General features: G+C 57.8%; 7 protein-coding genes. 5 read left to right on the forward strand and 2 right to left on the reverse strand.

Annotation, left to right across the window (positions count from 1 at the left end; genetic code table 11):
• Nucleotides 1-183 precede the first annotated feature (183 nt).
• Genes NKH21_RS32360 through NKH21_RS32370 form a run of 3 tightly spaced genes read left to right on the forward strand, consistent with a single transcriptional unit; the run spans nt 184 to nt 2362 of the window.
• On the forward strand, nt 184-1539 hold the full coding sequence (locus NKH21_RS32360) for a selenium-binding family protein (RefSeq protein ID WP_352666036.1): 1356 nt from the start codon (nt 184-186) through the stop codon (nt 1537-1539).
• Nucleotides 1536-1907 carry a 2Fe-2S iron-sulfur cluster-binding protein gene (locus NKH21_RS32365; protein WP_292406710.1) on the forward strand — a complete coding sequence of 124 codons (372 nt, stop codon included), beginning with the start codon at nt 1536-1538 and terminating at the stop codon, nt 1905-1907. The genes NKH21_RS32360 and NKH21_RS32365 overlap by 4 nt, the downstream gene beginning before the upstream one ends.
• A 5-nt stretch (nt 1908-1912) precedes the next feature.
• Entirely contained in the window at nt 1913-2362 is a 450-nt protein-coding gene (locus tag NKH21_RS32370; protein WP_352666082.1) for a CoA-binding protein, read from the forward strand.
• 50 nt (nt 2363-2412) lie between these two features.
• Here the strand turns inward: NKH21_RS32370 and NKH21_RS32375 are convergent, their stop codons facing one another.
• Together NKH21_RS32375 and NKH21_RS32380 are read right to left on the reverse strand one after the other, a co-directional pair.
• Entirely contained in the window at nt 2413-3645 is a 1233-nt protein-coding gene (locus NKH21_RS32375) for an NAD(P)-binding domain-containing protein (RefSeq protein ID WP_352869946.1), read from the reverse strand.
• 59 nt (nt 3646-3704) lie between these two features.
• The gene (locus NKH21_RS32380) at nt 3705-4262 is read right to left on the reverse strand and encodes an OsmC family protein (RefSeq protein ID WP_292664767.1); all 558 of its coding nucleotides are present in this window, start codon (nt 4260-4262) and stop codon (nt 3705-3707) included.
• A 722-nt stretch (nt 4263-4984) separates the two neighbouring features.
• On the opposite strand from NKH21_RS32380, the gene NKH21_RS32385 reads away from it, so the two are divergent.
• Nucleotides 4985-5266: a hypothetical protein gene (locus NKH21_RS32385; RefSeq protein WP_352666039.1), complete on the forward strand. Its 282-nt coding sequence runs from the start codon at nt 4985-4987 to the stop codon at nt 5264-5266.
• Between the two features lie 734 nt (nt 5267-6000).
• A partial coding sequence (locus NKH21_RS32390) for an adenine-specific methyltransferase EcoRI family protein (RefSeq protein WP_352869949.1) occupies nt 6001-6713 on the forward strand: 713 nt, incomplete at its 3' end.

A 6713-nucleotide genomic window follows, 5' to 3' on the forward strand; every position in this document is an offset into this window, starting at 1 on the left:
AGAGAAGCGGCTGCGTTTCATGTCCTGGTCCTCTCGATGGCCAGAACGAACTTCAAACCGGATTAGATCAGAGGGGCAAGGTCACAGCCACCCCGGCCATAGCGCTAATGCCAAGCATGCACTAATATCCAGCTTGACCCCAGTTGGGGCTGGCCAGTGATCTGTTCAAATTGGGAAGTACCCATGACCAATCATTGCTGTGGACCGGGCTATGCTTCTCCAGCAGAGGCGATGAGGGCACCTCGCGAAAAGCTGCTCTATACGATTGCCATCTACACTGGCACGGGCATTCAGAAGCCGGACTATTTGTGTACCATTGATGTCGACCCGGAGAGTTCGACCTACAGCCAAGTGATTTCACGTTTGCAAATGCCGGGTATTGGCGATGAGCTTCATCACATGGGCTGGAATGCCTGTTCGTCCTGCCATGGCGATGCGAGCATGGAACGCAAGTATCTGATTGTGCCGGGTGTGCGCTCGACCAATCTGCATATTGTCGATTGCGCAACCGATCCCCGCAATCCGACACTGTTCAAGGTCATAGACGGCGCTGAAATCAAAACCAGGACCAACTTGTCGGCGCCGCACACAGTGCATTGCCTCGGCTCGGATATCATCATTTCCATGCTTGGCGACGCTCAAGGCAACGCCCCAGGCGGCTATTTGCAACTCAACAAGGAGTTCGAGATTGTCGGCCGTTGGGAAAACTCCATGGGCAGCATCAAGTTTGGTTATGATTTCTGGTACCAGCCGCGACATAACGTAATGGTCAGCTCGGAGTGGGCCGCGCCCAATACCTTCATGCCTGGTTTTGACCTGGAGGAGGTTGGCCATCTGAAATATGGCCGAGAGATCCATTTCTGGGATTTTGAGAAGAAGGAGCCAAAGCAAACATTCTATCTCGGTGAGGATGGCTTGCTCCCACTCGAAGTGCGATTCCATCACAATCCCGACAGCAGTCACGGCTTTGTTGGCGCGGCCCTTTCTGCAAACATCATCCATTGGTGGAAGGATGCGGCGGGTGACTGGCAATGGGAAAAAATTGTCGATGTTGGCAATGAGCCGCATCCCGAATGGCCGATCCCGATACCGGGCGTGATCTCCGTCATTCTGCTCAGTATGGACGATAGACACCTCTATCTTTGCAACTGGTTGCATGGCGACATCCGCCAATATGACATCTCGGACCCGCATAACGCCAAGCTCACCGGACAAGTGTGGATGGGCGGACTTCTCGGCCGTGCGCCTGAGGTCAACGGCGTGAAAGTGACTGGTGGGCCTCAGATGATACAGCTCAGCCTCGACGGCAAGCGCCTTTATGTGACGACCTCGCTCTTCTCGACCTGGGACAATCAGTTCTATCCGGAAATCCGCACCAATGGCGGATGCATGCTGATGGTCAATTGCGATACGGAAAACGGCGGCATGGAAATTGATCCGCGATTTGTCGTCGATTTTGGCAAGGAAGCAAATGGACCAAGCCGCTGCCACGAAACCCGTTATCCCGGCGGTGATTGCACGAGTGACATCTGGGTATGACCAGCTTCACCATCACCCTCGCCAACCAAGGCGGTGCGGCCTTTGACGTCGATCACCGCAAGCCCCTCTTGCAAAGCCTGCGCGAGCAGGGCGTGGACCTGCCCTACGGGTGCAAGTATGGCGGCTGCATAACCTGCGCGGCCAAGATAATCAGCGGCAAAGTCAGTCAAAAGGCCCAGCGGGCGCTGAACAACCGCCAGATCAACAATGGCTATATAATCCTCTGCGTTGCCCGCCCTATGAGCGACTGCACGCTGGAGGTCGGGGTTGAAAGCCACGACAAGCTCTATCGCAACCCCTTCCTAGATCCCTTGGCCGCACATGAATTGAAAGCCGATATTGCGACCCCGTTGGAAGCAAAGAAATGACCCATATGAATCATGATGAGCCCTATTCGGAGGCTTATCTGCAAGACATTCTAAAGTCGGTCAAAACCATTGCGATGGTGGGGGCCAGCCCCGACAAGACCAAGTTTTCCTATGGTGTTCTCAGGGTTCTGCACGAAACCGGCTATGACATGATCCCGGTCAATCCCACTCCCGGTCTGGATGAAATTCGAGGGCTCAAGGTGTACGCGTCACTGGCGGCCATCGACCGGCCTGTGGATATGGTTGAGGTTTTTCGCCGCTCCGAAGATCTGTTGGAAGTTGCACAGGAAGCCATCGCAATTGGTGCCAAGGTTCTGTGGAGTCAGATTGGGGTGCGCGATGACACTGCCGCCCTGTTGGCGGAGGAAGCGGGCTTGAAAGTGGTGATGAACCGCTGTCCCAAGATTGAGTTGTTCCGCCCCTTCTGGAAGCCGAAGTTGCACTTGGGAATATGATTGCAGGGTCACGGAATTCGGCGTTGTCGCGGTAGCTGACCTCCTTGGCCTTAGACGTTGATTGATTTTTGCCTGAGGTAAGATGCCAGATGGTCGCTGAGATCACGCGCGTCGTCGCCGGCGCCGTCGATCAGCGCAGACTTGCGGCGGCGCAGAAATTGCATCCCCATCAGGTACATGCCCGGATGTTCCGCAACGCCGCCGTCGTGACGGACGTGGCCTTTGCGGTCGAGGACCGGCAACTCCAGCCAGGAGTAGTCTGGCCGGTAGCCGGTGGCCCAGATGATCGTCCTGATCGCGCCTCCGGTAAGGTCGAGGCCGAGCGGCGGGTTGTCCTCGACACGGGTCGGCGGCAGGCGATCCGGCGGCCCGACCGTAGCGTCAAGGCCGTTGGCGCGCGCCCATTCGTCGATGAGGTCGAGCAGCCGGGCCATCTTGAGATCGGAAAGCGCGCACATGTTGCGCAACGACCCCGCAAACTGGGCCTTGCCGTCTTCGGTGATGCCAGCGAGACGGCCAACGAGTCTGACGCCGAGGTCGACCAGCGCATTGAGGTCGAGGGTGGTGCGGTCGGGGGTGCCGGCAAGCTGCAGCGAAGGAACCCGTCGTGCCCGTCTGATGTCGTCTACCTCGTCGTAGCGCTCGTCGAGCACGCCGGCGGCGTCCATCCACCACTCCAGGTCCTTGCCGCGATAGACGCGCGGCGCTCGGATGTGCTCGCCCACCGACAGGGTCACTTGACGCCCCGAACGCTGCAGCTCCTGTGCGATCTGGGTGCCGCTCGACGAGGCGCCCACCACCATCACGCCGCCGTCGGCGACCTGAGCCGGATTGCGGTAGGACTGTGCCGTCAGCATGGCGACCGACGGCGGCACGCGGACGGCCAAATCGGGCAGGCGTGCGATGTTGCACGCGCCCGACGCCAGCACGACAGTTCGGCAGCGCCACTCGCCGCGGTCCGTGCGCACGAGATATCCCGTACCGTCGCTGCGAACCGAGGTAACGGTCGTGTGTGTTCTGACTGGAGCCGCGATCGCCTTGGCATAGTTCCCGAGGAAGTCGATCACTTCAGGCATCGTCCGGTAGCCGTCGGGGTCGTCGCCATCGTAGCAGAAGCCCGGCAGCCGGCTCTGCCAGTTCGGGGTGAGCAGCCGCAGCGAATCCCATCGCTCGGTGCGCCAGGTATGGGCGATCTCGCCGCGCTCCAGCAGCACATGGTCGATAGAGCGCTCCGCGAGGCAGCGGCTCATCGCGAGCCCCGCGTGCCCTGCGCCGACGATCACTGTGGTGACGGAACTAATCGCGCCCTCTCATCAGGAGAGTCTACGGCTCGAAGCGCCTTTCAATTCACCACGACCGTGACGTTCGTCGGATTGGTTACAATGTCATAGACAGCCGACCGCTTCTGTGACTGCGCGACGAGAGCCTCGATGTCCTCGCGCTTGGCGTCGGCGTCAATGTTGTACTTCACCGTGATGCCGCTGAAGCCGTTGCGGACGTCGCTGTCGATGCCGAGTATACCCGCAATATCCATGTCGCCTTCGATGGTTGCCTTCACCGACTTCAACTGAATGTTCCGGTTCTGGGCAACAGCGGCGATGCCGGCGGTCAGGCAGCTCGCCAGCCCGACCAGCACGTATTCGACAGGCGTGGCGCCCTGATCCAGGGAAGCAAAGACCTCCGGATGGTCGGCATCGAATGCGAACGTGGTCTTGCGATGCTGGTCCTGGCCGAGACCGTAGAAACTCTCGACCGTCGAGTGGCTGTGGGTGCCATCCTTCCATTCGCAGGCCGCGCGCCACTTGAACTGCGCGGCCTCCGGGGCATTGGTAAGCGCTTCGCGTGCGCCGAGCAGCGCCTCGACGTTAACGCCATTGTTTGCCTGTACTTCGGAAGCCATAGTTATCCTCCCTACTTTGCACTGGCTTAAAAACCCGACCGATCCCACCGACCTCCTGATCAGATTTCACCAGGGGGTGGCATGCTATGGGTAGCGAAGCGTTTCTTCAAGTTGTTTCCATAGAGATATAGTCGCCCTCGTGTACCGAGTTGTGCCTTTCCAGGCTAAGGGTGCCCTGCGTGTCTGTCGGGGTTGGTTTCGCAGCCCAGGTGCCGGCCATAAGCATCGTGATGCAGTTCTTGAGGGTCGCCGGCAAGCTAGCGGACTGCATTTCCGCAGGGTGATCTTCCTGGCGTTGCGAACTGCTGGTTCGCCGCCGTTAACGGGCATTCAGAAGCTGCGAAATCAATTTCGGGTGCTGGGGCGACGACGACCTCCAGCGCGGTCAACTGCAATGTCTGCGTCCGGGCGGAGGCAAAGTTCGCCTCTATAACCGAATGCTGGCGCAAGGCGGACCTGCCCGATGTTTCATGCGCGAACGCCTGAGATGCGAGCGCCGCCATTAACCATCGATTAACTATCGGGTCGCCTTTAATTCAATTTTGCAGCATACTGATTTGGGTAGCGAGGTTGCTCAAGGAGACTGGAACAAGAGGGTAATTCTCCTGTTCGCGCACTCGTCCCTTCACTCGTGCGCGACTGTCGAAATTGTAAAAGGAAACGACGGAACACCGTCGTCTCATGGGGAGGCGCCAGCATCATGTTTGATGAGGAGCGCCTGAATGAAGATCGAAGACGCAGTTACGGCCGTCACGTCAGAAGCGAGCACGCTCATGTCTTGCCTCGGCCAGCCCGTTGTCGCCTACCATGTCACGGAAATCATGAGAGAGGCAGACCTGGCCCACGCCCGCGAGATGCAGCTCGCGCTGATGCGACGAAGCATCGAGGCTCTTGTCGATGATGGCCTGGAAGGCGTCGCCGCCGAACATTTCGCATCCCAGTTCGACGGCCGCGTCGGCCTGACTTGGAGACTCCTACACGCATCCGACGGCGTGGCGCATTGATCACGACCAGAGCGGTTTTGGTCAAGCTCTGGCAAGATCAGCTTCGAGGCGCGAAGCCGATGATCGGCGAAGCCGCCGATCGTCGGTATTTCCGCATGTCTGCCGCCGATCTTGAGATTGCGGCTTGCGAGGAATAGGCATGGGCGGGCGAGGCCGATATTCTACGCTTGGATTCGTCGGTCCTCGACGCTCTGCCACTCTGGAAGCAGGACTAGCGCGATCAAAGCGTAGGGAAAAATCGCACGCCGCCGTGCCATATTGCGCCTTAGCATACAATGAGCGCTGGCTCCCCGGGCCGGACAAGTTAAATAAATCGAACCGAGTACAAAAATGCCAGAAAAGTCATTACTTACAATCGCTTGGTGCGACCGCTTCCACAAAGCGTCTACCGGCTTGGTGTATCTCAAGGGGTAGCAGCGGTGTATCTCTCAGTCAAGATCGTTGTGCCACATCCCAAGCGATAATGCATACCCAGAGTTTGGCCTCTTGATGGTGCCTGGACAACCCCTATGATGGCGCTCGCTGGTCCCTCCAGCGTAGGGAGGTCCACCATCGCATGACGCCGCAAACCTCCAATCGCCAAGTAGCAGAACTCTCAGTTGAAGGAGCGAGTAGCCGCCCCATCAATCGAGACAATCGCACCTATGATTGATTAATCGCTTCATAAATACCACTCGACACCGAGAAAGTAATGCGCAATGCACTCGAGGATATCATCGTCTGGCAATCAATCATTGTCGCAGGCGAAGACGGCTAAGCAGGACGAGTTTTACACGCAACTCAACGACATCAGCAACGAGCTGAGGCATTACAGGGAGCAGCTACGCGGAAAGACCATCCTTTGTAATTGCGACGATCCTTACGAGAGCAATTTCTTCAAGTACTTCGCGCTGAACTTCAACGCGCTGGGCCTCCAGAAGCTTATTGCTACGAGCTACGCGAAATCACCGATCGCCGGGGCCTATTTGCCCCTTCTTGACATTGAAGGTCTCAAGCCTGAAGGACGCGAGCCCTACGCGATCGAGATCAACGAAGTGCCAGACCACAATGGTGACGGCGCGACCGACCTTGTCGATGTGGAATATCTCCTCAGGCACGACGCGAATACCGCTAGACCGCTCAGAGGTGACGGTCAGTACGGTGCGGGCGATTTCCGCAGTTATGAATGTGTGGAGTATCTGAGGCAGGCGGACATTGTCCTAACAAATCCCCCGTTCTCGCTTTTTCGCGAGTACATCACGTTGCTCATTGAGTACGAAAAGAAGTTTGTAATCCTGGCGAGCCAGAACTCCCTGACGACAAAAGAGGTATTTGCACTTGTCCACCACGGCAAGCTGTGGTTGGGCAATAACAACGGAGACATTGAACCGCCCCGGGTTGATCGGAGGCTCCAACTCCTGAGAAGGTGGAGCCATGACAAGCAAGACGACCAACAAGTTCTCTCCCG

Origin of the sequence: Mesorhizobium sp. M1329 (assembly GCF_040318035.1) — a bacterium.
Classification (GTDB): domain Bacteria; phylum Pseudomonadota; class Alphaproteobacteria; order Rhizobiales; family Rhizobiaceae; genus Mesorhizobium.